At 58.7% G+C, this 22,868-nt stretch carries 31 protein-coding genes and 1 pseudogene; 10 read left to right on the forward strand and 22 right to left on the reverse strand.

All coding sequences use genetic code 11. The annotated features are described in order from the left end of the window. Positions 1–687: 687 nt before the first annotated feature. Together AB7Z56_RS19325 and AB7Z56_RS19330 are read right to left on the reverse strand one after the other, a co-directional pair. On the reverse strand, positions 688–1,065 hold the full coding sequence (locus tag AB7Z56_RS19325; RefSeq protein WP_283016738.1) for a hypothetical protein: 378 nt from the start codon (positions 1,063–1,065) through the stop codon (positions 688–690). A gap of 172 nt (positions 1,066–1,237) precedes the next feature. Then, entirely contained in the window at positions 1,238–1,516 is a 279-nt protein-coding gene (locus AB7Z56_RS19330) for a LuxR C-terminal-related transcriptional regulator (protein ID WP_283016737.1), read from the reverse strand. A gap of 342 nt (positions 1,517–1,858) precedes the next feature. On the opposite strand from AB7Z56_RS19330, the gene AB7Z56_RS19335 reads away from it, so the two are divergent. Continuing rightward, the gene (locus tag AB7Z56_RS19335; protein ID WP_428841312.1) at positions 1,859–1,975 is read left to right on the forward strand and encodes a hypothetical protein; all 117 of its coding nucleotides are present in this window, start codon (positions 1,859–1,861) and stop codon (positions 1,973–1,975) included. A gap of 252 nt (positions 1,976–2,227) precedes the next feature. On the opposite strand, the gene AB7Z56_RS19340 is transcribed toward AB7Z56_RS19335, so the two are convergent. Further along, on the reverse strand, positions 2,228–2,485 hold the full coding sequence (locus AB7Z56_RS19340) for a hypothetical protein (RefSeq protein ID WP_283016736.1): 258 nt from the start codon (positions 2,483–2,485) through the stop codon (positions 2,228–2,230). Positions 2,486–2,693: 208 nt separating this feature from the next. Continuing rightward, the gene (locus AB7Z56_RS19345) at positions 2,694–3,023 is read right to left on the reverse strand and encodes a hypothetical protein (protein WP_283016735.1); all 330 of its coding nucleotides are present in this window, start codon (positions 3,021–3,023) and stop codon (positions 2,694–2,696) included. A gap of 1,769 nt (positions 3,024–4,792) precedes the next feature. On the opposite strand from AB7Z56_RS19345, the gene AB7Z56_RS19350 reads away from it, so the two are divergent. After that, positions 4,793–5,095, forward strand: a complete 303-nt coding sequence (locus AB7Z56_RS19350) for a hypothetical protein (protein ID WP_028156206.1) — start codon at positions 4,793–4,795, stop codon at positions 5,093–5,095. Positions 5,096–5,296: 201 nt separating this feature from the next. Here AB7Z56_RS19350 and AB7Z56_RS19355 read toward each other — a convergent pair whose 3' ends face one another. The 7 genes and pseudogenes from AB7Z56_RS19355 to AB7Z56_RS19385 form a co-directional block, all read right to left on the reverse strand. Beyond that, positions 5,297–5,503, reverse strand: coding sequence for a hypothetical protein (locus AB7Z56_RS19355; protein ID WP_028156207.1), 207 nt, complete (start codon positions 5,501–5,503; stop codon positions 5,297–5,299). A gap of 378 nt (positions 5,504–5,881) precedes the next feature. After that, complete coding sequence (locus AB7Z56_RS19360; protein WP_259222823.1) at positions 5,882–6,226, reverse strand: hypothetical protein; 345 nt, start codon at positions 6,224–6,226, stop codon at positions 5,882–5,884. Beyond that, positions 6,223–6,450, reverse strand: a complete 228-nt coding sequence (locus AB7Z56_RS19365) for a hypothetical protein (protein WP_441256400.1) — start codon at positions 6,448–6,450, stop codon at positions 6,223–6,225. The genes AB7Z56_RS19360 and AB7Z56_RS19365 overlap by 4 nt, the downstream gene beginning before the upstream one ends. A 14-nt stretch (positions 6,451–6,464) precedes the next feature. After that, positions 6,465–6,788: a hypothetical protein gene (locus AB7Z56_RS19370; protein WP_354096939.1), complete on the reverse strand. Its 324-nt coding sequence runs from the start codon at positions 6,786–6,788 to the stop codon at positions 6,465–6,467. A gap of 71 nt (positions 6,789–6,859) precedes the next feature. After that, positions 6,860–7,318, reverse strand: a complete 459-nt coding sequence (locus tag AB7Z56_RS19375) for an Hsp20 family protein (RefSeq protein ID WP_283016733.1) — start codon at positions 7,316–7,318, stop codon at positions 6,860–6,862. A 182-nt stretch (positions 7,319–7,500) separates the two neighbouring features. Next, positions 7,501–8,422 (reverse strand): annotated as a pseudogene (gene ligD, locus AB7Z56_RS19380) (non-homologous end-joining DNA ligase). Between the two features lie 2 nt (positions 8,423–8,424). Then, entirely contained in the window at positions 8,425–8,751 is a 327-nt protein-coding gene (locus tag AB7Z56_RS19385) for a hypothetical protein (RefSeq protein ID WP_304494795.1), read from the reverse strand. Positions 8,752–8,975: 224 nt separating this feature from the next. Between AB7Z56_RS19385 and AB7Z56_RS19390 the strand changes: the two genes are divergently transcribed. The 3 genes from AB7Z56_RS19390 to AB7Z56_RS19400 all read left to right on the forward strand — a co-directional run bounded on the left by AB7Z56_RS19390 (position 8,976) and on the right by AB7Z56_RS19400 (position 11,277). Then, entirely contained in the window at positions 8,976–9,137 is a 162-nt protein-coding gene (locus AB7Z56_RS19390; protein ID WP_283016731.1) for a DUF2934 domain-containing protein, read from the forward strand. 1,017 nt (positions 9,138–10,154) lie between these two features. Continuing rightward, complete coding sequence (locus AB7Z56_RS19395) at positions 10,155–10,526, forward strand: hypothetical protein (protein ID WP_283016728.1); 372 nt, start codon at positions 10,155–10,157, stop codon at positions 10,524–10,526. Between the two features lie 379 nt (positions 10,527–10,905). Next, on the forward strand, positions 10,906–11,277 hold the full coding sequence (locus tag AB7Z56_RS19400) for an SPW repeat protein (RefSeq protein ID WP_283016727.1): 372 nt from the start codon (positions 10,906–10,908) through the stop codon (positions 11,275–11,277). Between the two features lie 291 nt (positions 11,278–11,568). Here AB7Z56_RS19400 and AB7Z56_RS19405 read toward each other — a convergent pair whose 3' ends face one another. Together AB7Z56_RS19405 and AB7Z56_RS19410 are read right to left on the reverse strand one after the other, a co-directional pair. Then, positions 11,569–12,555: an ABC transporter substrate-binding protein gene (locus tag AB7Z56_RS19405; protein ID WP_283016726.1), complete on the reverse strand. Its 987-nt coding sequence runs from the start codon at positions 12,553–12,555 to the stop codon at positions 11,569–11,571. Positions 12,556–12,803: 248 nt separating this feature from the next. Continuing rightward, entirely contained in the window at positions 12,804–13,352 is a 549-nt protein-coding gene (locus AB7Z56_RS19410; RefSeq protein ID WP_283016725.1) for a hypothetical protein, read from the reverse strand. Positions 13,353–14,237: 885 nt separating this feature from the next. Here AB7Z56_RS19410 and AB7Z56_RS19415 point away from each other — a divergent pair. Then, positions 14,238–14,414: a hypothetical protein gene (locus AB7Z56_RS19415; RefSeq protein WP_283016724.1), complete on the forward strand. Its 177-nt coding sequence runs from the start codon at positions 14,238–14,240 to the stop codon at positions 14,412–14,414. 36 nt (positions 14,415–14,450) lie between these two features. Here AB7Z56_RS19415 and AB7Z56_RS19420 read toward each other — a convergent pair whose 3' ends face one another. Next, positions 14,451–14,624 carry a hypothetical protein gene (locus tag AB7Z56_RS19420; RefSeq protein WP_354096938.1) on the reverse strand — a complete coding sequence of 58 codons (174 nt, stop codon included), beginning with the start codon at positions 14,622–14,624 and terminating at the stop codon, positions 14,451–14,453. 417 nt (positions 14,625–15,041) lie between these two features. Between AB7Z56_RS19420 and AB7Z56_RS19425 the strand changes: the two genes are divergently transcribed. Beyond that, positions 15,042–15,449: a hypothetical protein gene (locus AB7Z56_RS19425; RefSeq protein WP_441256401.1), complete on the forward strand. Its 408-nt coding sequence runs from the start codon at positions 15,042–15,044 to the stop codon at positions 15,447–15,449. Positions 15,450–15,995: 546 nt separating this feature from the next. Next, positions 15,996–16,250 carry a hypothetical protein gene (locus AB7Z56_RS19430; protein WP_283016722.1) on the forward strand — a complete coding sequence of 85 codons (255 nt, stop codon included), beginning with the start codon at positions 15,996–15,998 and terminating at the stop codon, positions 16,248–16,250. Between the two features lie 650 nt (positions 16,251–16,900). On the opposite strand, the gene AB7Z56_RS19435 is transcribed toward AB7Z56_RS19430, so the two are convergent. Further along, complete coding sequence (locus tag AB7Z56_RS19435; protein ID WP_283016721.1) at positions 16,901–17,119, reverse strand: hypothetical protein; 219 nt, start codon at positions 17,117–17,119, stop codon at positions 16,901–16,903. A 1,253-nt stretch (positions 17,120–18,372) separates the two neighbouring features. Here AB7Z56_RS19435 and AB7Z56_RS19440 point away from each other — a divergent pair. Beyond that, positions 18,373–18,582 carry a PRC-barrel domain-containing protein gene (locus AB7Z56_RS19440; protein ID WP_283016720.1) on the forward strand — a complete coding sequence of 70 codons (210 nt, stop codon included), beginning with the start codon at positions 18,373–18,375 and terminating at the stop codon, positions 18,580–18,582. A gap of 647 nt (positions 18,583–19,229) precedes the next feature. Here AB7Z56_RS19440 and AB7Z56_RS19445 read toward each other — a convergent pair. The 7 genes from AB7Z56_RS19445 to AB7Z56_RS19475 all read right to left on the reverse strand — a co-directional run bounded on the left by AB7Z56_RS19445 (position 19,230) and on the right by AB7Z56_RS19475 (position 21,915). Further along, positions 19,230–19,394: a hypothetical protein gene (locus AB7Z56_RS19445; protein ID WP_283016719.1), complete on the reverse strand. Its 165-nt coding sequence runs from the start codon at positions 19,392–19,394 to the stop codon at positions 19,230–19,232. Further along, positions 19,391–19,687, reverse strand: coding sequence for a hypothetical protein (locus AB7Z56_RS19450; protein WP_244623531.1), 297 nt, complete (start codon positions 19,685–19,687; stop codon positions 19,391–19,393). The genes AB7Z56_RS19445 and AB7Z56_RS19450 overlap by 4 nt, the downstream gene beginning before the upstream one ends. Then, positions 19,684–19,875, reverse strand: coding sequence for a hypothetical protein (locus AB7Z56_RS19455; protein WP_038955530.1), 192 nt, complete (start codon positions 19,873–19,875; stop codon positions 19,684–19,686). Before AB7Z56_RS19455 ends, AB7Z56_RS19450 begins: the two co-directional genes overlap by 4 nt. A gap of 224 nt (positions 19,876–20,099) precedes the next feature. Then, positions 20,100–20,282 carry a hypothetical protein gene (locus AB7Z56_RS19460; protein ID WP_343287527.1) on the reverse strand — a complete coding sequence of 61 codons (183 nt, stop codon included), beginning with the start codon at positions 20,280–20,282 and terminating at the stop codon, positions 20,100–20,102. Positions 20,283–20,326: 44 nt separating this feature from the next. After that, the gene (locus AB7Z56_RS19465; RefSeq protein WP_167768351.1) at positions 20,327–20,581 is read right to left on the reverse strand and encodes a hypothetical protein; all 255 of its coding nucleotides are present in this window, start codon (positions 20,579–20,581) and stop codon (positions 20,327–20,329) included. Positions 20,582–21,291: 710 nt separating this feature from the next. After that, positions 21,292–21,552: a DUF3551 domain-containing protein gene (locus AB7Z56_RS19470; RefSeq protein ID WP_071911927.1), complete on the reverse strand. Its 261-nt coding sequence runs from the start codon at positions 21,550–21,552 to the stop codon at positions 21,292–21,294. Positions 21,553–21,696: 144 nt separating this feature from the next. Beyond that, positions 21,697–21,915: a hypothetical protein gene (locus AB7Z56_RS19475; RefSeq protein WP_283016716.1), complete on the reverse strand. Its 219-nt coding sequence runs from the start codon at positions 21,913–21,915 to the stop codon at positions 21,697–21,699. A gap of 484 nt (positions 21,916–22,399) precedes the next feature. Between AB7Z56_RS19475 and AB7Z56_RS19480 the strand changes: the two genes are divergently transcribed. Beyond that, the gene (locus AB7Z56_RS19480; protein ID WP_304494803.1) at positions 22,400–22,612 is read left to right on the forward strand and encodes a hypothetical protein; all 213 of its coding nucleotides are present in this window, start codon (positions 22,400–22,402) and stop codon (positions 22,610–22,612) included. Positions 22,613–22,868 lie beyond the last annotated feature (256 nt).

Here is a 22,868-nt window from a genome sequence, read left to right on the forward strand (position 1 = left end):
ATTGAACTACGCTCTATCGACGACGGCAGGAGCCGTACTTCGAGCTGGGGTACGGGGATGGGAGTGAGCGTTGCGCGATTATCGGGGTGTGTGGATCGCATATCACCGAGAACATCGACAAGATCGCAAACACACGCGAGCAGGCCTTCGCTTTGATCGATGAAGTCGCCCAACAGATGAAAACGGATTGGGACGAAATTCACGACGTGGTCGAAAGAAAATGATCGATGCGTCAGGCACCGATGACGTCGCGCGCTACAATCAGGTGTGCAACGCTATCCTGCTGTCGAGCGCTTCAAGCAATGGGCGACCCGCAAGGGCGTCGTTTTTCACGACGCGCTGCGGCCGAGAACACGATGCACAAGTGCATCACCGCTGTGCGGTCGCTGCCGATGCAGCTACGGCTCAAGTCGAAGCGGTGGCTGGAGGAGCGGGGATTAGAAGCGCTGAATGATGGCGATGTCTAGGGCGTGTAACCATAAGGAGGAGAGGTCAGCTTTTGGGTCCAAGGAGAAATTCTTTGCTCAATCGGAGTATTGCCGGTTTTGACCCGTTGCGGAATTTTTTTCGAAAACATGCGCGCTGTTTCAGGGAACATGCTGGTTGTCTTTCCAGATAGGCGCTCATCCTAACCTCGTTCATATTCGACAGCCAAAAAACAAGCGGTCCTTGCGGCAGTTGTTTGAGTCAATGCTGCCGGAAATGTATTCGAGGTTGCTGGAGCAATGCCGCAAACGATCCGGGGCGCGGGGTGGCTGTGAGGTCAGTCGAAACCGATCGACACAGCCTGTGAGCCCGACTGCGCCAAGCGTCCCGTTCCTTCCTCACGTCTGACAATTCGTTGCGGAGCAGCTTGATAATTTGACGCTGGGTGTCGATCTGCGCCTGTAGCAGAGCCATTTCTGCCCGTTCCCAGCCCGCAGCGTCTTGCCCCACTGACTCGCCGGAGGCATGTCCCTCGGCCGCTCCAAAGGCGTACACGCGGTGCAGCAGCAACTCGGCGGTGTCGATCTGGCCGATGTTCAAATTGCGGGATACCGGGGCAGCTTTCTTCAGCCTCAACATGGTGGACCTCGTTTTAGGTCACCCCCATTGCAACCTCCCAGATCCGGCTTAACCATTCGTTAACCCTGGATCAGTGGCAGCGGCGCATCTTTGATCCTTAGGTCAATGTATCGTCTGGTGTGCGCCGACCGTTCCGACAAGAGACGTGCGCGTGGTTTCGCCGGCGAGATTTCTACGTGATGCCTCGATAGCGCGGCCAGGCCGCCCATCTCTCATGCATCGGCGATCTCGTCGGGCGATTGATCTGCAATCGCGCGAGCAGCCTGGCTTTCTGCAGTGAGACTTGCTTGGCGGTGCCGCCCAGTCGCACCGCGATCTCCGCGTCAGTCTTTCCGGCAGCCAAGCGCCTCAATAATCGCTTCTCACGCGGACTGAGCAGGTCGCGCATCAAAACATCTCCACTGACGACAACCACGCGCATTTGCAGCGCCAGTTCGCGCCACTTGAACAATCAGCGCGCGACGGCCCCAAGCGTCTTCGCGAGAGGAGAACGAGAGCGGGACGCCGGGGCCGCGAGCGCGCCGGGATAAGCCCAGCGCACCGAAGTGAGCGTGTCCCATCACCACCCGCTCCATCTGTTCACTTGTATACCCTAGGCGTCCCGCTTATTCACGGGATGGTTGATCCAAATCAACGTCTTAGATGCCAATTCGCCGCGAATTCGTTGTGGGCAGGACAGCACCATGCCGCGCTATTTCTTCCACGTCACCCACAAACGCCGCGAACTCGACCGCGAAGGCTATGAGCTGACGAGCACGCCGCTTGGAAGGTAGCCACGGTAACGGCTGGGCAGATACTCCAAGGCCTCCATGGGAAGTTAACTCCCGACCGCGAATGGCGGATGGAAGTCGTGGATGAGTCCCGAAACACGCTCTATGTCCTGCGTATTAATGCCGAGAAGCGAACGTAAGCCTTGGCTCAGTTGGCGGCTTCATCGTGCTGTCGATGTTGGGGGCGGCCGAACCTTCGCGATGGTGTCTAGTAAAAGAACCACAGCGCGATGATGATGAGTGATCCCAGAAACATCACCGACACCACCACTGCTCCGAGGCAGCCACCACTCTGGTTCAATGCCGACCTGCCTTACCCTCAGCCTCATTAGGCAAACGGCTTGCCTGCGTCGGACAGCTCGCACCGCGAAGGTGTCTTGACGGGCCAAGTTCTAGCGCCGCACGCCAACGCGATTGACACCCCCATTTAGATTGCCACCGGCGTTATGGCGAACCGCAGCGCGTGCCACCGGACGAGGCCTAAGGACAACACCGGCGCGTGCGACGCAACTCGGCGGATAGCCAACATACGTGCAGTACACAACCGCCTCAGCCGGTGTTGGACTGAGAGTGATACCTGCTACACCCAACAGGGCGCTGGCCACAATCATTGTCATTGACCTAATCGAAAGACGCTTGCTCCGAGGCATGGTAATCCTCCTCGCACTAGCAACTGAAAAGACGACGGGATCGCCTCCGTTGCGGCTGACATAACGTGAGCGTCAAAGGATAGATGACCTTGACGTAGATCAACGCAACGCAGCGACATCGACCTTAGTGGGCGCTGGGGTTAGATCGTCTCATTCCCCCAAGGAAACGATGATGCGCGTATGGATTTACACCGCCGGTCGGGCCAGCTCATTTGCGTTCGAGTAGTTTGGTGAAGGTCAGCCCCGGATTGATCGCCAGCATATTGATGATATCGGGCAGCGGCATCTCGGGCGCATCCACCATCATCTCAAAATAGCAGCCAGGATGCGCGACGTCGAAGTCGCGCAGATGTTGCAGCCACGCCTGTTGCAGGGATTCCGGGACGTGGGCGATGGTGAGGATCTTGACGTCAGCGGGGGCATAGTCGCGCGCTTCGGCATCCTCCGGTGACAGACCTTGCTGGCGATGGACTTCAGCGCCTTGCTTCACTTTCTCCATCCAGCCATCGACCCACGCTTTGAGATCGGGACTCTCCATATGGTCGCCTCCGTTTCATGAAGTGGTCTTCGGGACCGGGCGCACCGAGCGAAACCAGATTGATAAGACGGGCACGCCCTTGAGCGCACCCGTCCCCTCCAACGGCGCCGGAAGCTTGGGGGCAAGGCGGCCGTGGAGGCGCGACCCTAACGGATTGCGCCGGGTTCTGGTTTCAAATGGGGCGGGGCGGACGTGCCACTACGGGACCCGCCCCTAGAGCCGCAGGGTTGCCTTCGGCAAGGCCGGCGGCGGTGGCCGTCGAAGCCATGACGTGAGCGCAGAGCTTTTTCGAGCGCGCGGCACCTGCGCGAAGCTGACGCAGCCGGCCGAGCGCCTCGTCGGAGAGTGGCCCCTCTCTTAGGAACGACCGGCCGGTTGCCGGGTTTTCCCGAGCCCCCCACAAGGGGTGGCTCGTCGCGGCTGGCCTCACAGTGCACTGTCCGGCAACAGCGCACTGTGAGGCCGTTGCTGGTCACCCGCGCATGCACGCGTCACAAACTTCGCTCACACTGGGCAGATCGCCACTGACCGAGGCCAAGGTGAACAATCCGAACAACAATCCCAAGTGCGACAGTGACAAGTGCCGCTACTTTGCAGGCGAGGTCAGGACCTACCCTGACAGCCATCCTCCGCTGACCCTGTGCACAACGTGCTGGGCCCATGAGAGCGCGCGACGGCGATTTAAGACCGGCCGGCCGGTGCTGAAGTGGGCACAGGGCAGACCTATCAGCGCTCTGTCCTCATATACGGACTGAACTCAGGCGCCGGCTCCGGAGCGGCATTCAAGGAGAGTATTGCGCTAACACGCGGGTGCGCGGGCCTCGGTGGTGAATTTCCAAAGACGCTCCAGACAAATACGCTCAACACCATCGAAACGGCGGCGAGGATCAAAAGGTCACGGACCATGATGCCCCTCCCTTTCGCTGGTTCAATGGGGCAACAAACCCAACGTTCCTAGACGAGCCGCTCGCCGCTTCGCGGCGTGGCCTGCGAGCCACATGTCCGACCAAACCGAGGCGATCTGTCGAGATTCGAACAGACGCGTCAGCGCCATGTATTCAGCCTACAGCCATTGGAATGGACGGCGGGTCGGCCCGGTGGCCTCCTCCAGAGCCACCGGGTTTTTCCGGTCTGCGAGGGCGAGTAGCCGAGGGCGCTGTGTGGGTGAGGGCAAATGGGTTTGGATAGTAATCTTCATTTTAAAATCGCTGTCATCGCCCTTGGCGCGTTTACGACCGTCTTGGCGATCAAGCTGATATTTTCTTCCTGAGGCGTTGAGGTTCCCGGCCGTCATATTTGCACGGTAGGGTGCAGAGGCGTGCCCGATGCTCTGGGTGCGCTGACGCAATGCGCTTGCGTTTCAATTCGTTGGTTAGGGCTCGTCTTTGATGTGGGGAGATCCGCTGGCCCGGCTCAGCGCGTAGAGCATTGCGAGCGTGGCGCACAGCCACCTGGTTTCCGGCTTTCTCGATGTGCTCTATGGTCCATATCAGATATTGCATGGCGGTCTTGGAAGGATCAGGGGCAGCAGTCATTGAGGTATCAAGTCACCGGTTCGGGACTGGCGTTGTTACATCACGCCGTCAATTCACCTCCTTAGACGAGAGTCGAATGCAGCAATTGCGCTGAGTTGCCGTTCTTTCCTGGCACCGTAGCTCCTGCGAGCGGCTGCATATTGCGCATTATGGATTTGCGAAAACCACATTTGTCGATGCTTTTTCCGGCCTGTATAAGTCGGTAGCTTCTTCTCCCTATTCGAAGAGGCTATCATGAACGCATTGCATACGTGGCTTTCGCAGCAGCACCACGGGTTGCACACCTTCCGCGAATTCCAGCAAAAACTCTACGAAGCCTGCAAGGACGAGCCTGACCACAAGGGCCTGTGTCGGCTGCTGAATTCGGTCGTCGACAACTATGTCGATACGTTCGACGAAGCGCCATTACCGGTCGCGGTCGCCGACCATGCCTATCATCGTCTGCTCGATCTGGTGGCTGGCATAGATTTCACTGCAAGCGCCGAGCAGCGCCTCGCCACGATCAACCGTGTGGCGGCCAGCGATTTGCTGCCCTAAAGCGCGATGTAGCGAGCGCTTCGCGCTGATCTAGTCTGGACGCGGGTGGAGGCGGGCAGCGAACGCTCTGCTCAAAGACCGCCGTGCTCCGAACGATAGGAACGCGACCCCGCTCCGGGGCCGGTTAAGGAACGCAGCTTGATGCGGGCGGTTGAGATCGTGCGGCACAAATTACGGAGCGCGCCCCGGCAGCGTATCTGGTTATGCAGACCACTTTTTGATGAGTTGAGGCGACCAGAGCGCGAGGCAGTTGAAGCTGAGCGACAGCTTGCAGAGCAGGAGGTACTGGTGATTGCCTTGAAGCGGCAGGGCCAGGACATAATTTAAGTCGAGGGCGAGCTGAAAACGATGCGTGCCAACCAGCGCCTTCGCCAGGAAGACCGACTTCGCCTTCTCGCACTGCTGCAACCCTAGCCATCCAACAGGAGCCTGAACGAGACGCTGTCCTGCAGCAACAGGCAGCGGCCCGTATTGTGCGGCCGGGCTCGGAATCCCACGCGGGCAGCGACCCCGCCGCCGCAAGCGTCGCACCGGACTTCGGTCGCGCCCTTGTCACGCCTCGCCCGACCCCGGAGAGGATCGACGCCCGCGGCGTGGCGCGCAGCGGCAGCGGCCGCTCCGCGACCTTCAAGGGACTGGCCACCTCCGGGGGTGTATGGCCGACCAGCGCCAACAGGCAGCCCCCTGGTGAAGAGCATCAGCCCGCTCAGCCAAAGGGCGAATGCGTTGCTTCTGTTCTTGTGTTCTTGCAGAAGTCCTCATCCATCGCGCCTCTCACACCGAACTTCAGTTCGGCGGCTTCAGCTCGCCGGCGAGCCAGCCAACCGCGTCCGTTTGCATCGGATCCACGGCCAAGCGAACCACTTCGGTACGCTCGCAAGTCGAGCACTCGAAGGTGCGCTCGTCGAATCCGCGCGGGCCGGGAGAGATGCGCGCCAACCCCATCCGGTGTTTGCACACAGGACACATCGGACGCTCGTTGGTCGAGAGAGCCATCCCTGAGATCTCCACGGCCGATGATACGCCGTCCGCAGCCGGAGTCTTCAATTTTCGTGCACGGAAGAACCTTCCGAGGAGCGCCAAAGGGAAAGAGCCTGAGCCCGGTCGGCCCAGATTGATGGTCGTGCTCATGCCATCACTTCTGCAACCGGCAGCGGTCGTCCAGGCCTTGGCTCACTGAAGGCGATCGGGAAGGTCGAAGCGGAAAGGCTCTGCAGAGCGGCCACCTCGTCAGAAAGCCGCCGTTCGATGAACTGGCGTTCCAAAGGCAAAAGCCTGGTACGCAGGAGCTGACGGTAGCGGCTGATGTTGTTATGATGGGCACGAAGGCGTGCCAGGTTTTCGTCCGTCGTCATCTGGGCCTCCGAAACTACGCCGCGGCGGCCGCACGTTCGGTCGAACGGAGACGGTAAGGCTTTCCGCCGGGCGGCGTCCGGGGGCCACCGTCCAGGGCGCGCAACGCGTCCAAGATCTCGTCGATCGATACCGGTTTCTTGAGGCCGGCAGGTGCGCGCATCGACGGGCGAGAGGCGATCGCGGACGCGTCGGACGCCCATGATGCCAGGATTGCGCGTTTCTCGCTCAACGTCAGCGCCGGATGATCCAGCACGTCTCTCGGTGCTTCAAACACCGTGCCGGGATGAAGAAGAGCGTCGAAATCGAAAACGTTGTCGTCAGCGGTCGTCGGCCGCATGGTCCTCTCCTTTTCATTGACGAATGGATGGGAGCCGCACGATTCGTCGCGCGGCTCCAATGGCGTCTGCGCTAGGCGGCGGCCTTAGCTTCCAGCTTCGGCACGCTGCCGGCCGAGGCATCGCCGATCGCAATCCGGCGGGGCTTCATGGCTTCCGGGATCTCGCGGACGAGTTCGATGGTGAGCAAGCCGTTATTGAACGCGGCACTCTTCACCTGGACATATTCGGCGAGGCTGAACTGGCGCTTGAAGTTGCGGTGCGAGATACCGCGATAGAGGAAATCACGCTCTGTCTTGTCGGATTTGCTGCCTTCGACCGTCACCACGTTCTGCTCGGCGGTGATGACTATATCTTCGGGCGAGAAACCCGCCACAGCCAGCGAGATCTGATAGCGATCCTCCGCCAGCCGTTCGATGTTGTAGGGTGGATAGTTGTCCTCGCTGGCCCGCTGAGCGGTTTCTGCGAGGTCGAAAAGGCGGTCGAAGCCAATGGTCGAGCGCCAGAGGGGTGCAAAATCGTAGGTGCGCATAGCCAAATCCTCCTGAGAGCAAGATGTCTACGAGCGGCACCGGACACAACCGGTGCCCGTCTCTTGGCCCGGGCCCATGAGGCGCCCGGACGCCATCGTCAGATGGCGACAAAAAAATTAGCAAAGCCGGTTTTGGTTTCAAGAGGGGGGCTGAAAAAATTTTGCCACCGATCGCCGCACCGTTACAGGTCCTCGCGCAACCCCTTGAAGAACGGATGCCGCACCTTTCCCTCGGCGGACTTGGCGCGGTACTCGATCTCGGCCAGCAGCTTCGGCTCGACCCATATGCCCTTGTGCGCGATCCGCTTGGTGTAAGGCTGTGCCTTGCGGACGAGCCGCTGAAGCCTCTTGCGCAGCTCTGCGGCCGATGACTTGTCGAAGCCATGGTCGACTTTGCCCGCATAAAGCAGGTCCTCGCCCTTGCGCCGACCGAGATACGTGCCGTCCCATTTGCCTTCATCGAGGGCGAACCCGGCGATGGTGAGCGTCTCCCGCTGGGCGCAGGTTTTCTTGACCCAATCATTGCCGCGGCCGATCGGGTAAACGCTGTCGCGCACCTTGGAGACGACGCCTTCGAGCCCCACCTTTGCAGGCGTGGGCAAACATCTCGCTCCCGTCGATCTCAAAACTCTCGCTGAATTGGACGTCGGTACCGGCAATGATCTTCTTCAGCTCGGCCTTGCGCTGGAATAGCGGCAATTTCCGAATGTCCCTGCCATTGAGGTAAAGCAGATCGAAAGCGACCAGGACGATTTTCGTCGATGCGCCCTTGAGCTCGTTCTGCAGAACCGAGAAATCTGTTGTGCCGTCGGCGGCGGGCACCACGATTTCAGCGTCGATGATCGCGGCACGGGCCCTGACGTGCCAAGCGTCGTTGGCGACCTTCCGGAAGCGATTGGTCCAATCGTGGCCGCGCCGCGTGAAAACCTTCACCGCTTTGTTGGCGAGATGCACCTGGACACGATAGCCGTCGAGCTTGATTTCATGGATCCATCGATCGCCGGTCGGTACTCGGTCGATCGAGCTCGCTAGGGCCGGCGCGGTGAAGCCGGGCAGGGGCACTTTGACGCCGAGCGCTTCCGGCGTTTTCTGTCGGAACGCCATGGTTACACGAGGCGCAGGTTGAATTGCCGAAGATCCTGCGCGGCATTGCGGTCGACGAATTCCTTGAGGTGTGAGGGAACGTCGCTCTGTTGCCAATTGCAACGGCGCTGGAGCTCGCGGGCAATGTCCTCAGAAACATCTTCCGAGCAGCGCTCGGCTTTGTTGAAGGCGATTACCTTGATCGGCCTGCGATATTCTCCCGCAAGCAGATCCTGGATGACTGCTTCTTCCGCCATCTCCAAGTCTGCTTCGCGCCAGGCGCGGCGATTGCGGCCGAAGTCATCTGCGACCAAATAGACGGTCTCGTCACCGTTCGGGGCAATCGACATAAGCCGTCGGGACTGACGCATAAGCAACTCACACAACGGAACCCGGATTCAAGTTGTCGACGTCCGATTCGTTCCTGTCGCGGTGCGTACGCAGTTGGATCAGAGTCGGCACAACAGCGCGACGGTCTGAATAGGAGGCTTCTTAGTTCACAGGCACGTTTTTGGGGGATGACCGGATTAGGAACGCCTCCGATTGCCCCTAGTTGAGGGTCTGGAGAAGGCTCATGAATAGGCGAATTCATGAAGCCGTTGCGGCCCGGGCCTACGAGTTGTGGGAGCAGGCAGGTAAGCCAGAGGGCCGAGACGAAGACTTTTGGCGCTTGGCCGAGCAGGAATTGCTCAACGAGGATCAAAGCTCACCTCGACGCACACCGGATACGCTTTAGGCGAGGGCTACCCGGCATACCCGCGCTTGCCGGCTATCATCTGCCCTGCGCAACCCTGAGGAAATTTGGCGGCGGTCTTTCGAAGCCACCATGGAGAACCGGTCCAGTGCCGGCAACGTCTCGGCCCTGACTGTCCGCAGACGGATCGTCCGTCATCTCCAAGCCGAAGGGTTTGGAACGCTTCCCGTACAGATCTTTTGATTTAGTCGCGGATTTCGAGCGAGTTGCCGCGTCCTGGTATCAGAGAAGGTCGAGTTAATGGCTTCTGTCAAAGCGGAATTGGATAGATACTTTGAATTGTTCCGGCGACGGGTGCCTACGAAGGTGTCGACCTTCATTCTGTGGCTACGAGAACCATCCTCGTTTTGGGTCCGTGTCGTTGTCGCCGGGTTGCTCATCCTAGGAGGCGTCTTCAGCTTTCTGCCTATCTTCGGCCTCTGGATGCTGCCTCTAGGCCTTCTTCTGATCGCACAGGACATCCCTATTCTACAGAAGCCTCTTCTCATGGCTTTGAGGTGGATCGAGGCCAAGTGGGAGCAGCTGAGAGCGCTCTTTAAGAAGAAACCATCACGCTGATAGACTTGATCCGGCACGCTTACTCGATCGCAGCGTCACCCGATATCCGGACGCCAAACACCCGCGCGACCTGCGTATCGGTGCCGCGTAAGTCACCTTGCCGCGCGGTGAAAAACCGCGCGACGATGAGTAGCATTGCTTTTTTTGATCGCACAGTTCGTTCTTTTTCGAGAGCAGATCTTATCGATCGTGGGTGCGCTCTCGCGAGAGGCCAGCACATGATTGAGCTTTGGAACAAGTGGTACGGGACCTTGGCCTCTGTCGAGGCGCTGGCAGCCGTCATCGTTATTGCCGTGGTGACCGCTCGCATTCTTACGCTGATTGAGAGTCAGCGGCATAGGACAAAACATTGATGGGGGAGACGTCGGAAAACGATCAGCTAGACCAGAGTAGTTCAGCAGGTCAGTGGCGCTAAAAAATGCACCTATGCAGGAGGATCAAATGATCCTTTCTCGTGCAAGTTGGACAAACAGGAATGCTTCTTGGCGGCAAGCATTTTGCACATGCGCGGTGTTGAGCATACTGGTCGCAGCTCCTGCATTCTTGATGATACTCCTGCTGGATTCCCAGCTCGTCTTACCAGCGCTCAGTATTCTATTTTTCTCAGACGCGATGATCACTGCGCTCTTGGCTTGGGCAAAGTCGGGAAATGCGACATTAGAAAATGTAACGCTATGGGATGTTGCCGGAGCATTGACCATGATGGGTTGTGCCGCAGCGATCCTTGGCGAACCAGATCAAGTGGCACTGCTTTTCGAGCAACCGGTCGGACAACATTCGGACGCGGCTCTAAGCGATTGCACTAGCCCCTGATAAACCGGCGACGTTAGGGCCCCGTTTCCTGGTGGCAGTATCGGTCGAACCGATCCAATAGACGTATACGATCTCGCTTGCAGCTGCCCATTCCCCTGACGCGGGGACATGACCCGTGCCTGATTATTTCGATACGGATGTCCTTAGCGTATTCTTGCAGATCGTTCTGATCGACCTTCGCTGATGGGCCAGGACAGGAAGAGGCTCGTGCACTGCAACAAACTGCATCGCTGTTCGATCACGTCGGCGCGGCCGAGCAGCGACAGCGGCAGGCGCGGCAGGTACACCGCTCCCTTGCCATTATGCCGCGGGCCGCGATGGAACCGGCGCGGCGATCATACGGTTGATTTGACATGGAAAACCTCCAATGGAGGGTGTCATGCAGAATTGGCTAGAGAATTGGACGAACGCAAAATTTTGTGACGTCGCGAACCTGATCCTCGGCGCGTTTCTCTTCGTTTCGCCCTGGATATTCGGTTTCGATGCCGGGACGGTCTCTCAAAACGCCTATATCACCGGTATCGCCATCGCGATCCTTGCGATCGCGGCACTGGCGGCATTCGCGGTGTGGGAGGAGTGGCTGAACCTCATCGTCGGCTTGTGGGCGTTCGTATCGCCCTGGGTATTGGGTTTCCAGGGAACCACCGCGATGACGGTGCATGTGATCATCGGCGCGGCGGTCGCGATCCTGGCAGCGATCGAGCTCTGGATGATGTCCCAGATCCCGCCGCGGCTGACCAGCGGCAGGTGAGAGCTGAGGTCGTTTGGCTCGTGGCATAGCTTCGCCGTTACCGGCAAAACCATGTCCTGGCAACACGGTCGGAGTCGTTGCTTCAGGGCATAGACGGACGAAACCTCGGTGTGTCGAGGGAGGCAGCGGATATGTGGCAGGCGCTCGGCTTATCGCCGGTGGCACCTGACAACTATTGCCTGCAGCGGCTCGCGTCGTGCAAGCGGTCGGATGTCCGGGGTGGGTCAAAATGCGAAGAATAAGCGGACCTCGTGGAGCGATGCCGCCACTTCGCCGAAGGGCCAAACGCAGTCATTCCATGACTTCATCAGCGCGAGACACGACGATGGGAGGAATTTCGAGATCAATCGCCTTTGCAGCCTTCAAATTGATGACGAAGCGGAATTGGGTCGGCTGCTGCACCGGAAGTTCAGCCGGATTTGCTCCCTTGAGAATTTTATCGACGTAGCGCGCCGCATTCCGGAACATGGCGCTCCAGACTGGCCCATATGACATGACTGCGCCGGCATCCAAAAACAGATCAGCGGGGGCCATGGTCGCGATGCGGTAGGCACGCCCGAGTTGCGCGAGCCGCTTTCGCTCGTTGTAGAACATCGCGTTCTGGGTGATGATGATCGCATCGAATTTTTCCGCCGCAATCTGCTCTATTACGGGCTGAAGCTGTTCGGGGTGTTTGGCTTCGAATGCTTTGATGACGAGTCCTAGCTTCTGAGCGCTGGGTAGAAGTTCGGAGGCCTGCCGCTCGCCGTCGTAGGGATTATAGGGATTGACCAGGAGCGCAATGCGCGAGGCCGCAGGAATGACCTCCCTCACCACTTCGAGCCGCTTAACCGCAAGATCGAAGCCCATCGAGGAGAGACCGGTGATATTGCCGCCGGGGCGTGACAGGCTGGCAACCAGCTTCAGACCTATGGGATCGGGGTTGGCCACTAGCACAATGGGGATGAGCGACGTCGCCCGTTGAGCTGCCAGCGCCGCTGGGATGGAGCCGGCCACGATCACATTGACCTTTGCGTCGACCAATTCGGTCGCCATGCGATCGAAAAGCTCTTTCTGCTCCGCCGGAAACCGCTCCTCGAATTTGATTGTCTTGCCTTCGATGTAGCCTAGGTCAGCAAAACCTGCCCGCAACGGGGTCGCAAAATCCTTCTCTTCTTCCGCACTCCCGGCGTGCCAGAGGACGCCCACGACTGGGACAGAGCCTGCTGGCTGCGCAATGCCGAATGACGGGTGCAAAAGGAGCCCGGCAATCCCGACAAGAAATTCCCGCCGTCTCATCTCATCCCCAAAAGCCTCAGAGGGGCCACATCGTAAGGATTCCAATCGGGATTTTGGAAGGGCGAAAGTTGACTTTGCGCCGCAACATTCGATGTGCACTAGGTCGCAGTTGGGTCACAAGCCGCCGATCACGCTCAAGATGGCGACTTCCGCTTTGCGTTGGTAATCCGACCTTTTATGAGTACACGCCCTAAAGTGATGACGACATGGGCGCGTGGGCTTCGGTCCAACGCTCCCGGCGGGCTTGTCTAAAGGTAAGGTTTCAATATTTGAAGCGTCTTGCTCGTCGTTGCCATCGTCATTTCATTGAGCTCGATCACTGATGCCGAGAGGTCCAAGGGCAGCAGAACACCATAGGGGGTTTCCTCGGCAGCGTGATGCCTTCCGCGGGGCAAGAGCAAGAGGTCCTGCTTGTATCTTTCGGCGACAAGATACGTGTGGGAAACTTCTCTAATGGTTTCTGCGTGAAGCAGCCCGAGTTTATCGATCAATTTTGGGAAGATCTGAATTACAAGCGGAGTTCTGACAAGGAATCGCTCGCCATCCCTTGGGGCACCTCTGAGAGCTTCACTGCCTCTACGAAGCGCGCGGTCTATCCCAGTTAGTTCTGCATAAAGCGCGGTAGCGACTGCCCGAGCGTCGTGATCGCGAATCCGATCGTCTCTGCGCCGATTGAGATGGGCATTGAATAGCGCACCCACAATAATAGCCAGAAGGCCCAGGCTAGATCCCGTTAGGGCGCCGAGGAAGGTGGCGATTCCTGGCGGTTGTGCACCTAGCCAATTCAAGAAGGCCATTGTCATCCTCCTTGCTGATTGAGCCGCGTGACCGTCTTCACGTCAAACCGCCGGTTCACGCTGTTGGGCTTTGCCAACTGCAAAAGGGGGCCGCAGCACCTTTTGACGCTGCGGCTCTCGCCGGGTTTAAAAAATAACTGAGATATTGGCCAGCCCGGCACCCAGAAGCTACTCCGATGTGAATTCGGTGCAAACGTAAATCGGTGTGTCCCTTAGCGGCACCGAGCGGACGGTTGCAGAATGGATGGCAGCGCATCTGACATGGACAGCAAGTCAACTCCTTTCCTCCAAGCCCGCCTGCGTCTGGGCATGCGTCGCTCTCGAGCCCATTGTGATTATGGTCCTAAGCGCATTCAGCGACTGCCAGATCGGGCTTCAAGATCCGGGGAGAGGAACACCGTGGATTGTAGGTCAACTTCGTTGGCCTCGAAACTCGCCGCAAGCTCGCCGACAGGATGAACCTAGACGACTTGAGCCGCAATTTTTGTATTGGCCTCACATAGAGTCCCCTATGAGGGGAGTGGCCTGATTTACCTTCGGTAACTTTTGCGAGGTGATCAAAATTCACCATATGGCCGGTACCGGACATGCGACACTGGACCCATCACCGCGCGGCCCCCGGCATCTATCGGTGATGAGAACGCCATCACGCGCTCCCGCCTCCTTCCCTTGGGACAGGAGCTGGCGCAATACAGCACCGACGCCGCACTAAGCAAACCACAACCCTTGAAGAACGCCTTGCCTTAGAAGCTTTTCGCCTGCGCGAAGCGCCCAAATTGCTTCCGCCAGGTATCGAGCGGGAGCGGGCGGTGCGCAAAGCTCGGCAAGCCGAGACCGGCGCTCACATAAGCGAGTGGCTAAACTCGCCGGGTCTGGCGCCCCGAAATGATCGGATATCGCACCTATCTCATAGGCGCGGATGGTCACATTCAACAGCGGATCGACCTTCTGTGCGAGAACGACGAGGCCGCAAAGGAACAGGCCGAACAGCTTGTGGATGGTCATGATGTAGAGCTTTGGCACCTCAACCGCAGGATTTGCGAGTTCAAAGCAAAAGAGTAGGGCCGCCTCAGTTGGCGGCCTCCGAGTGGCCAGCACCTAACCGGCGGGTTTTTCTTTGTCCGCGTGCGGCTGCTCGCCACGGTTTTCGGCAGTCTGCTCCGAATCCCCGGGCTTCTTCCCGGCCATGTTCCCAGGATTGAAATGGTACTTGCCGTCCGGATTCTCGCCGGGCTGCTTCTCATTTGGATCTTTGTTGTTGTCGTCGGCCATAAGGCTGTTCCTTTAGAGGGAGGAACAACATGCAACAGGGCGGGCAATCCCTTAGTTCCTACCAGTGGCACTAATTCACTTTCGCGAGTGGCCTATTTCGGCCAGTACCCACTTATTCGCCAACAGCGGCGCGGAGGCCGACATTTCACGAAGGTCCGCCGAACATTGCTTAGGAACCCGCAGTGTCTTCGTGTGACGCCACCTGTTTCCCGGATGCGTCAGGTGACGTAGAATGTCACTGCCCTTGAAGCGGGACGTGCCGAAATCACCGTCCGGGCAAACGAGCAGCACTGGCGCTATCGGCAAGCACACTCCTCTTAGAGACCGTTCTTTTTTCGGTTTCGCACCACCGTTCACCACGAACTTTTGCGCGCTGCGTTTGCGGCGGCTCGTTCGAGTAATGTCGGGAGGAAAGCGATGGGCAAGGTCGATCGAAGGTCCGCACTGGGAATCGGGTTGGCTGCAGTTTCGGCTGCCATGGTCAAACCTGCCGCCGCTCAAGCCACAAGCTACAAGGATACGACGCCTTGGCCAGGTGTGGTGGTGCGTGAATATGAAGGCGAAACACCATCCCTGATCCCAGGTTTTAAGACCGTCTCAATGCGCGATATCATTATGCAGCCGGGGTCGAAGACCATGGGGCCCCCGATGATGAATGCCATGGTCTGCCATATCACCGAAGGGGAGCTTCGGCTTGAGCAGGAGGGAAAGACCTTTTCGGGCAAGAAGAATTTTGTCTGGACCTGCAACAAGGAAACTGAGGAACAGGCGTACAACGACGGGAATGTGGTCGCGATTATGCGGATCACCGACCTGAAGGCTTAACGCTCGCTTCTTCGCAAGAGATTGATTGTGGGAGCGGATGGCGCATGCGACAACGCGCCATCCGCGTGCAGGACCGCTTCGGGTCAAAATGAAGAACTCAGAGTGAGCAAAGTCAGTCCGCTCTACTCCACCAAGCGGACCTCAATGAAAGGTGTCGCCACTTCGCTGATGGGCCACTTCCGGACTCCTGCATCGCGGCAATTATACCAGCGGTCAGAAGAGCTGACCGGTGAGCGCATGATGGATGAGCCGCCACCGAGGCTCAACGCCGACTAGGCAAGCTGCGTAGGCTGATCGGCAGGGTGCGCGGGTGATGCCCGCAGCGACCGCCAGCCCAGCCGCCGTTAGTATCCGCGGCGATATGCCCGTCGCGCAGTCCTTCGACCGACGCCTGCAACGCTCGTTGCAGTTAGCGGCCGTCCTACTCGGGCATCAGCACGGTCAAGGGATAGCACCACGTTCTTTTCAGGCGACCACTGAAACGAGAAGGGCGCCGCCGCCAATAATGCGCCTCCAACGATAATCGCAAACACACTGAGCTTTTTCATGATCGGTCTCCATGTTGATATCGCGGCGTTATTGGCATGGCGGCCCCAAATGCCGCTGATGCGAGAAAGCACCGCCAAAAGCGGGCAAGGACCCCATCATCGCAGGGAGCGCTATCAGGCCAAACGCGGTCGCCAATCCGAGAGAAGAAAGAGCCTTTCGCCGAGAGATCATGAGATCCTCCTCAAGCTCTCCCGCACAACAAGTATAAACCAACTCAGTCGCCTCGGGTTGATCTACATCAGTGTGGACTGAGCGAGTGGACAGTAGCACTGACCTGACTTGCGAAAGGAGGCTTCGGCGCGGTGGCGCAGTGCAAGCATGTGTGTCGATGGATGTCCCGACATGATGACGTGGTCGAGGTCGAGCTGATGCGCGCGCGACGGCGCGACCGTCGAAGGATGGCGGATGTGAGCGCAACCGTCCAATGACATAGATCAAGACGAGGACAGGCAGAGCGAGTAAACTTCTAATCTTGGGGCAGTCCAGTGAGGGAGGCAGTCATGATCTCTCGACGGAAGCTTCTTTCTTCTTTCGGCTTGGCGACTGCAATTGCCGCGTTTCCGACCGTGCTGATGGTCCCTGACGCGGAGGCGCAGACCGCTGGCATGGAAAGGCGTCAAGATCGACGTGAGGGGCGCCACGAGCGCCGCGAGGATCGCCGTGACGCGCGCCAAGTGCGCCGCGAGGGTCGCCGTGAGGCGCGCCAAGTGCGGCGCGGTGTTACGCCGGCGCCAGGAGTTACGACGGGGGCAGCTAAGTAGCTTGGCTAGAGCGTAGTGGGTCGATAGGTCTTCATCTCCGCTCATCGTCCCGGTGCAGCGCGTGCAGTAGCTCGCGTTCATGAAGGGAAGAAATGATCGAGACGCGGCATCCTATATCTCCCACGCATTTGCCTTGGTTCATCACGCAGCCCTGGGCAAATTGACTCGCTCATGGTGTTCACCGCAGCCTTTCTCTTGTTGTTCATCGTGGCAATGGGCGTCCTGATGCTCCGACTTCTCTGCCTGCCTGAGAAAATGGTCCCGCAGGAACAGAAGGCCAAATATGAGGTCGTTGCGACGCTCTGCTTGCTCGCGGCAATCTCCTTTGATTGCCGCTCTATTGGTGGCGATGACAGACATACCCGACTTCACGCCGCTCCTCCGCCGGATAGCTGAGGCTGTTCGGCGCATCGCTCAGTCACGGAAGATGGAAGAAGAAGTTCGTGCGCGCGCGGAGAGCCACCGGGATTTGCGACCCAAGAATCCTGAACCAGCGTTGAAGTCGTCCGATGCCGCCTGAATGTCCGTTGAGGGTCAAAAGCGGCTGCCAGCCAACCAGTGGGGCGACGTCCGGCTTCCCTCCGACAGCAGACGTGGCGTTGGCTTCCGTGGTGTTCAGCTCGGGGCCAATATCGGAAGTAACGGACACGAAGTTGCGCCGTAGGCGGAGGCAGCGTTCAATCCGACAGACGAGGAATGCGACGTATGGATGCGAGTGCGATGGGATGTGAGGCAAGGGCGTTACAGCCTTGCTTGCCGAACGGGCGCGATGCCCCATGACTTAAGGCAGCGCCGCCAATGCATTTCTGAGTTGCACCGGCCGTTTTAGCCACCAGACCGTATCAAATACGGATCCAAGGACCCAGCTAAACGGTCCGCCACTTGGTTGGCGCCCGGCGTGGACTGCTTTTCGCGATGAAGCGAGCCGACGGAATTCACGACCAGCCCACTACAAGCAAGAACAGCTATCGCAATCGCAGCGAGATATTTGGTCCTCATGACGATGGTGCCCTTTATCGCCCCATGAACTAACCGGACACTCTCAGAAATGGTTCCCGAACACTGCGGCCCAATGTTTTCGGCCGCATCGGAAGTTGCTTCCATGGCGCCAGCGACTAGCCGCTGGGGCAGGTTCCTCCTTCGGAATGGAACATCGCGGTCGCGATCAGAAATCAAGGAACGAAAGCGTCCGCCTGCTTTAGAAAAACTGAGGCCGTCGCTCGCCGGTAGTAACACGGCGCATGTCGCGGATAGCCAAAGGTCGTGGCGAACGACCCGCTGTTCTTAACACAAGCGCTCGCGCAGATAGCCAAAAGCGACGGTCTCCAGTTCTATTCAAAATCGCCAGCAGTGCCCCGATCGGTTGCCGGGGAGGCACGGGTGCTGCCGGAACCGAAGGCTCCGTCATGCGTAACCGAATTGACATTGACCACATACACTGTCGGGCCATCATTCGAGAGATCGGCGAGAGACTACGTGCGTCGCTGAAACCAGAGTCGAAACTACCGGCGAGCCTGAGAGCGCAAATCGATCGGCTCCGCGAATTCGAAGCGGCCGAGCACTGGAACAAGGCGCGCGGTTGAGCCGCAGCCTCGGCCGAACATGGATGAACGATGCCGCCGGTGAAGCTTCGTGCATCGACGATCTTGAATGAGTACGGTAAGGCGCAATCCGAATTGATCGGCAAAACCGTCGTCCTTACTGACGGAAAGGCAGGCACGGTCGAGAACGTTTGGCTGGATGAATTGAACGGGCTTCGGATTTCAATCAAAGGTCATGACGGAAGATGGCCGGTCTCAACCATCAAGTTCGAGGAGAACTAGACCTTCGCACCCGCTGCGTATCACCCCAATAGCGCGCTATTTCAGAACATTCCGATCAGGATGAAAAACCCGATCTCAATCAGGAACGTCGTGCTCATAACCGCGACCGTAAGGAACACGTCGCTCGCCGAAAGAGGGTTCATGAATGCCTCGCATCTTACGAAGCCCCGGGAGTAAATCATTCAGGGTAGAAAATGTTTCAGTTCCAAACGCAGATGGCGCGAGATGCGAGCGGGGCGGACATCCTAGGCGGCCTAATTCGGATCACAAGCAGTCGATGCCAAGTAAGCGGGGCAACTTCCACTTTGCTCTCGGAAGCTGACGTTTATGAGTACACGCCAGTTTCGACCAAGTGAGGCCCGCCGGTTCACGCTGGCGGGCCTAGCACTCCCGGCGCTCTAATCCGCAATTGGATCGACAGCCGGGAGCATTGGGGCTGGAATGCATGCCCGTGCCATGTTCGCCCTCACACGGCAATGCTCGAACTTCGCGCACCGGTATTCTTACGGAATCCATTTTCGGAACGGGGTGTTCTATTAAAAGAACACCGGCGAGATTTGAGCACCAAGGTTTTTCGTAGTTCCGGGAATGCCGCAGTGGGGGCTGGAACCACGCTGCGGCTTTTCCCATTGGACCCGCGTCTCAGATCACGCGGTTCCGGCTGGCAAGCCCAAAACATCGTATTCGAAGGCGACGCCCTCCGGATCGTTTTCATCGAACCATCGTTCCGCGGCGTCCACCGTTGCGAAAACCTTGATGTGATCGATGTCGCCGACCTGCTTGGCCGTATTGACGTACACGAAGACGGTCATTGATCCCTCTTCAGCTTGCGCCGGCCCCAATGCGGTTCTTTTCCCTTCGGGTTAAACTCCAGGACGTGGTGGCGGTTCAACGCCCGTATGACCCCGATGCGGGCAAACATCGTCGGACCGCCACCTTCCGCCACCAGGATCAAGGCTTCCATCGCCGCTTGCCACTCCGGTGCCGCGTGCTCTTTCTTCGGCAGTGCGGCAATGTACTCGCCGGCGTCGAGCAGCGTCACCAGAGTGCGTTCGCCGATCCTGATCGGACCCTCGAAAGGCCGACGCCAGCCTCGTTCGGTCATTCCTTTCGCTTCAGTTCAGGTCCCGCGGCAGCAATGGCGTGTTCAACCTCGTCGGCCAGAACTGTCAGATGCTCGGCCAGCCTTGTGAACAGTTCTCGCTTCTTGGGTTCAGTAGCAAGATCGCGGATCAAGGCGCACTCGGCAGCATCCGTGCGAAGCTTTTCCAACTGAGCCTGCATGTCCTTCATTGCGATCGGTTCCGTTCCCGATGAGAAACTATACCGCTTTGGGCACAAGTGGACAGAACTGATTGCCGGTTTTTCCTATGCTCATGACCACCTGGCGACCCCATTACCGCCAAGGTGACCTCCAAACGGCCCCGGCAACTTAGTCTTTTGCTGGGGCCGCTTTTGCGCTGATGCTGATCAGCCGGACATAGGTCCCGCTCTCGTGCAGCTCGGGCCAGCCCTTCTCAATGCTTGATGCCGGCGCCGAACTCCGACCCGGTGGCCTTGAGCGTGTAGAGAAACGGAGCATTGAGCTTTTCGATGTGAATGCGACCGTCCTGGACGGCTTCAATGGTCTTCGCGAGCTCGACCAGTTTGCGGGCGGCGGCTTCAGGTGCGGCAAAGGCACGTTCGGCGGCGAGTTTCATGCAGATCGACTACCCGATTCTTCGTCCCCCCAGGCCGAACTGCTTCACCCGCACTTGTGGTTTTTGGCGTGCAGCGCGGTTCGATCGCCAGTCATCTCACCGACGTAGTCGTCAATGGCGCTCATCAGCTTCTCGCGGTCGGCGCGGCGATCCTTCCTGCCAAAGATGAGGTAGTGGCGAAGCCGGCCGAGCTCGGCCAGATCGGTCGCTATCGCCTCGGCCCGCACTTCCTCCGCGCGCTGACGCATGCGTAGTTGGTGCCAAGCTCTCGCCGCCGCTCTGTTCTCTGCCTTGGTCATGACGCCATCGAACCGCGGCGCAGGCGAGAGTCAAATTATCGATTCCTAGCGGCGCGGGATGCTCGCGAGCTACTGCCGGTCGTGGGTGTGGAAAAGCAAAGGGCCGCCGATTCACGATGGCGGGTTTTTGTCGCTGATGCGGAACGCAGTTGAAGGCGGAACGCAGTTGAAGGCCCGTCAGTTTATCGGGCAGGCGATCCGTTTGCTGAGAGGCGGTGCGTCATGGACTGTCTCAGCCTTGTCATACCTGCTGCTATTGGCGTGCTAGCCGGTCTGTTCTTCCCCGGCCACAACAACATTGATCGGCGGAGAAGGTGACGCATTTGCCCCAGTCCGCATGAGCATAGAGAGCCCGCCGAATTCCACGCTGGCGGGCTACCCCATTCGCTCAGTGCGGAGATCTCCGACGAGTGCTAAGTTGGCACTGTGATGATCTTCAGGAATCCTCGGGCCGTCTTTGCTTTAATGGGCATTTGGGCGTGTTTCGCCCTGATGCTCTGGCTCCTTGCAAAGCTGTGGCCGGTTTTACTTGCTCTCGGTGGTTGACCCACGGCTCACGCTATCGGGAGCCTATGGGGCAATGTCAGAACGACGTAGGCTAATCCGAACCTTGGGCCGCGGAACGCGCGCGAACTACTGCGCGTCGCGGGTGTGGAAAAGCAAAGGCCCGCCGGTTCACGATGGCGGGCTGGGCGTCTCTCGCAACTGCCCTAGTAGGCGCGGCGGCCGTGCCGCCGATAAGCTGCGGGGTTTTCCACGCCCGCGAAGTATGGATTTATGGCGCACTCTGCTGCGCGGCCCGATGCCGAAGCATTGCACTGAGGCAGCGATGTGTAGCTGCAATCGTAATAGTTGGCCCCCGCGCGGTAAACGTGCAGGCAAACCGGATAGGCCGGATTATACGTCTGAGCTGCCGCCGGCTCTGTTGATGCCATCCCGATTGCCAAAATCGCCAAGGCCGGAGTACGCATTGGAACCTCCTTTCGGACATTGACAAAGCGCGCGAAGCTCCACGAGCCAGTACTTCGATCGTACCCCGCGGAGGTCGCGACTGCGCCTGACGATCGCTACCAGCCCGCTGGTCACGCTGGCGGGCCTAGCTCTCCCGGGACGCCTTAGACGACCCTAAACGCGCGGCGTAGATCGCGTGCTCTGACCTCTCGAGCGTACGGGAGTATCTCCGCAACTATGGCGTAGGCGCGCTCTCTGGGCACGCCTAGCGCGACCTTGCCCTTGATGAACTCATCGAGGCCGACCAAAAGTTTACGTTCAGCCTCTGTCATCTGCTGCTGATGAGCGTCGATTTCCTTCTTGAGTGCGCCGTCGTCAGACATCAGTGCTTCACTCTAGTGGGAGCTGTAAATACTCCGCCGGGCAAAGGCCCGCTGGTTCACTGGCGGGCCTACCACCAATAAGCAACCCCTGCCGGTTTACGACAGGGGCTGCCGCGGATGGATGGCCTGAGGCTAGCGCCGGGGGCATCTAGGTGTCACGCCAAGGACCCGCTGAAAGTCAACGCCGCTTGGCGCCTCGCAGTTAGCAGATTTGTTGAGCAGCGCGCACAAATAAGCGGCTTGTTAGACCGTGCGGGTTTGATCACGTGCACCAAGATTGAATACATGTGGTAGTTGCATCAATTGTTCTGCAGTACGCATTGCGATCACCATTCACGCTTAGCGGTTCGCCAGCTTGACCGATCGAAAAGGTCGCGCAAGCCGTGGTCCCCCGACACACGGGCTTTTTAACTCAATGGTGCTGCGCTATTTTAAAGCCATGCCGCGTAGCACAAACCGTAACCTGCCGAGATCTGCGGACCTAATGGCCGCCAAGGACGAGCTTCTTGCTGGTCGACGGATCGTCATTGCTGCTTTGGCTGGACCGCGTCTTAGCGGTAAGAAAGGCATCGTTCTTGGTCAGGGAGCAACGGCCACTCAGGTCAAGGTGCTCTTAGACGGTGCCAAGGGCTACGTGATTCTCCATGCGCGATACGTTGATCTATTCGAGGATCGATCCGCTACCGAGGGGGTCTAGAATGACCGAAATGAAGGCGCGGTACGTTGCTTGGTATGAGCGACCGGTAACCGGCCGGTTCACCGTACTGGATCTTTCACTAGATGTGCCTGCGATCGGAAAAGGCGGGAAGCCTCTGTCTGGCTTGTCGCACTCCACTGCTGAAGCAGAGGCCGATAGACTGAACGCTGCCCGCAGCCGACCGAGGGGCCCAGAAAGGGGATGGACGGAAAGGGGCAATTGAACCGCCGGGCCTTGATTGGGCAGGAGGCGCGCG

Origin of the sequence: Bradyrhizobium sp. 482_C4_N1_8, assembly GCF_052075965.1 — a bacterium.
Lineage (GTDB): Bacteria > Pseudomonadota > Alphaproteobacteria > Rhizobiales > Xanthobacteraceae > Bradyrhizobium > Bradyrhizobium barranii.

Coding starts and splice junctions, on each gene's coding strand:
- AB7Z56_RS19385 (WP_304494795.1), bottom strand. CDS start 8,751: ATGTCGATTGCCCCGAACGGTGACGAGACCGTCTATTTGGTCGCAGAT.
- AB7Z56_RS19365 (WP_441256400.1), bottom strand. CDS start 6,450: ATGACGACGGACGAAAACCTGGCACGCCTTCGTGCCCATCATAACAAC.
- AB7Z56_RS19405 (WP_283016726.1), bottom strand. CDS start 12,555: ATGAGACGGCGGGAATTTCTTGTCGGGATTGCCGGGCTCCTTTTGCAC.
- AB7Z56_RS19465 (WP_167768351.1), bottom strand. CDS start 20,581: ATGACCAAGGCAGAGAACAGAGCGGCGGCGAGAGCTTGGCACCAACTA.
- AB7Z56_RS19430 (WP_283016722.1), top strand. CDS start 15,996: ATGATCGGTCTCCATGTTGATATCGCGGCGTTATTGGCATGGCGGCCC.
- AB7Z56_RS19350 (WP_028156206.1), top strand. CDS start 4,793: ATGAACGCATTGCATACGTGGCTTTCGCAGCAGCACCACGGGTTGCAC.
- AB7Z56_RS19340 (WP_283016736.1), bottom strand. CDS start 2,485: ATGCCTCGGAGCAAGCGTCTTTCGATTAGGTCAATGACAATGATTGTG.
- AB7Z56_RS19475 (WP_283016716.1), bottom strand. CDS start 21,915: ATGTCTGACGACGGCGCACTCAAGAAGGAAATCGACGCTCATCAGCAG.
- AB7Z56_RS19395 (WP_283016728.1), top strand. CDS start 10,155: ATGATCCTTTCTCGTGCAAGTTGGACAAACAGGAATGCTTCTTGGCGG.
- AB7Z56_RS19375 (WP_283016733.1), bottom strand. CDS start 7,318: ATGCGCACCTACGATTTTGCACCCCTCTGGCGCTCGACCATTGGCTTC.
- AB7Z56_RS19370 (WP_354096939.1), bottom strand. CDS start 6,788: ATGCGGCCGACGACCGCTGACGACAACGTTTTCGATTTCGACGCTCTT.
- AB7Z56_RS19480 (WP_304494803.1), top strand. CDS start 22,400: ATGGCCGCCAAGGACGAGCTTCTTGCTGGTCGACGGATCGTCATTGCT.
- AB7Z56_RS19325 (WP_283016738.1), bottom strand. CDS start 1,065: ATGTTGAGGCTGAAGAAAGCTGCCCCGGTATCCCGCAATTTGAACATC.
- AB7Z56_RS19410 (WP_283016725.1), bottom strand. CDS start 13,352: ATGGCCTTCTTGAATTGGCTAGGTGCACAACCGCCAGGAATCGCCACC.
- AB7Z56_RS19425 (WP_441256401.1), top strand. CDS start 15,042: ATGGGCAAGGTCGATCGAAGGTCCGCACTGGGAATCGGGTTGGCTGCA.
- AB7Z56_RS19455 (WP_038955530.1), bottom strand. CDS start 19,875: ATGAAGGACATGCAGGCTCAGTTGGAAAAGCTTCGCACGGATGCTGCC.
- AB7Z56_RS19435 (WP_283016721.1), bottom strand. CDS start 17,119: ATGTCTGTCATCGCCACCAATAGAGCGGCAATCAAAGGAGATTGCCGC.
- AB7Z56_RS19460 (WP_343287527.1), bottom strand. CDS start 20,282: ATGAAACTCGCCGCCGAACGTGCCTTTGCCGCACCTGAAGCCGCCGCC.
- AB7Z56_RS19415 (WP_283016724.1), top strand. CDS start 14,238: ATGATCGGATATCGCACCTATCTCATAGGCGCGGATGGTCACATTCAA.
- AB7Z56_RS19400 (WP_283016727.1), top strand. CDS start 10,906: ATGCAGAATTGGCTAGAGAATTGGACGAACGCAAAATTTTGTGACGTC.
- AB7Z56_RS19450 (WP_244623531.1), bottom strand. CDS start 19,687: ATGACCGAACGAGGCTGGCGTCGGCCTTTCGAGGGTCCGATCAGGATC.
- AB7Z56_RS19470 (WP_071911927.1), bottom strand. CDS start 21,552: ATGCGTACTCCGGCCTTGGCGATTTTGGCAATCGGGATGGCATCAACA.
- AB7Z56_RS19440 (WP_283016720.1), top strand. CDS start 18,373: ATGCCGCCGGTGAAGCTTCGTGCATCGACGATCTTGAATGAGTACGGT.
- AB7Z56_RS19345 (WP_283016735.1), bottom strand. CDS start 3,023: ATGGAGAGTCCCGATCTCAAAGCGTGGGTCGATGGCTGGATGGAGAAA.
- AB7Z56_RS19390 (WP_283016731.1), top strand. CDS start 8,976: ATGAATAGGCGAATTCATGAAGCCGTTGCGGCCCGGGCCTACGAGTTG.
- AB7Z56_RS19420 (WP_354096938.1), bottom strand. CDS start 14,624: ATGGCCGACGACAACAACAAAGATCCAAATGAGAAGCAGCCCGGCGAG.
- AB7Z56_RS19360 (WP_259222823.1), bottom strand. CDS start 6,226: ATGAGCACGACCATCAATCTGGGCCGACCGGGCTCAGGCTCTTTCCCT.
- AB7Z56_RS19445 (WP_283016719.1), bottom strand. CDS start 19,394: ATGACCGTCTTCGTGTACGTCAATACGGCCAAGCAGGTCGGCGACATC.